Here is an 846-nt window from a genome sequence, read left to right on the forward strand (position 1 = left end):
CCAGCAGGCGCTCAGGGCCGACGGCATCAGCAGCGAATGGCTGCGCCGCGTGGCCGACGCGCCGATCCTGTTCACCGAGCCTTCCTACGACTGCATCCTGCTCGACCTGACCCTGCCTGACGGCGCCGGCCTGGCGCTGCTGGCGCGCTGGCGCACGGCGGGGGTCACGCTGCCGGTCATCATCATTACGGCCCGCAGCGCGCTGGACGACCGCTTGGCCGGCCTTGATGGCGGCGCCGACGACTTTCTCGTCAAGCCCTTTGCCACCGCCGAACTGGTCTCGCGCATACGCGCCGTGTTGCGCCGCTACTCGCAGCAGGCAAGCGAAGTGTGGACCATTGGCGCGCTGCAGATCGAGCCGCGCCGCTACAGCGCGCGCATCGACGGCGTCGCGCTCGAGCTGTCGCCGCGCGAATTTCATTTGCTGCTGGAGCTGGCGCGCGAACCGGGCGCCGTGGTGCCCAAGGGCGTGCTGGCGCAGCGTCTTGAACCGCTGGGCGACGCGGTCGACTTCGGCGCCATCGAAGTGCATGTCTCGAATCTGCGCCGCAAGATCGGCGCCCAGCGCATCGGCACCGTGCGTGGCGTGGGCTACCTGCTGCTCGCATGAAGACCTTGCTGCGCTACCTGCTGCGCCCCACCCTGGTGCGACGCGTGACGATGGTCATGCTGCTCGCCTTTGCGCTGATGTGGATGATCATGATCGGCAATTTCTATTACGGCTTCAAGCGCGGCGACACCGACGATGCGCGCCGCATGGCATGGGCCGGCGAACTGCTCGCCGTCGTCGGGCGCTACACTGGCGACGGCGAAGTCAGGCTGGCAGCCGAAGTCACGTCGAATCGC

1 protein-coding gene and 1 pseudogene are annotated in these 846 nt (G+C 68.1%); both read left to right on the plus strand.

Annotation, left to right across the window (positions count from 1 at the left end; translation table 11 throughout):
* Positions 1-610, plus strand: a 610-nt coding sequence (locus ACP7BV_RS27405; RefSeq protein WP_426108066.1) for a response regulator, incomplete at its 5' end; no start/stop codon positions are given.
* Positions 607-846 (plus strand): annotated as a pseudogene (locus ACP7BV_RS27410) (hypothetical protein); the annotation flags it as partial. The gene ACP7BV_RS27405 and the pseudogene ACP7BV_RS27410, both read left to right, overlap by 4 nt.

This window comes from Massilia sp. TSP1-1-2, from assembly GCF_049896185.1.
Taxonomy (GTDB): domain Bacteria; phylum Pseudomonadota; class Gammaproteobacteria; order Burkholderiales; family Burkholderiaceae_D; genus Telluria_A.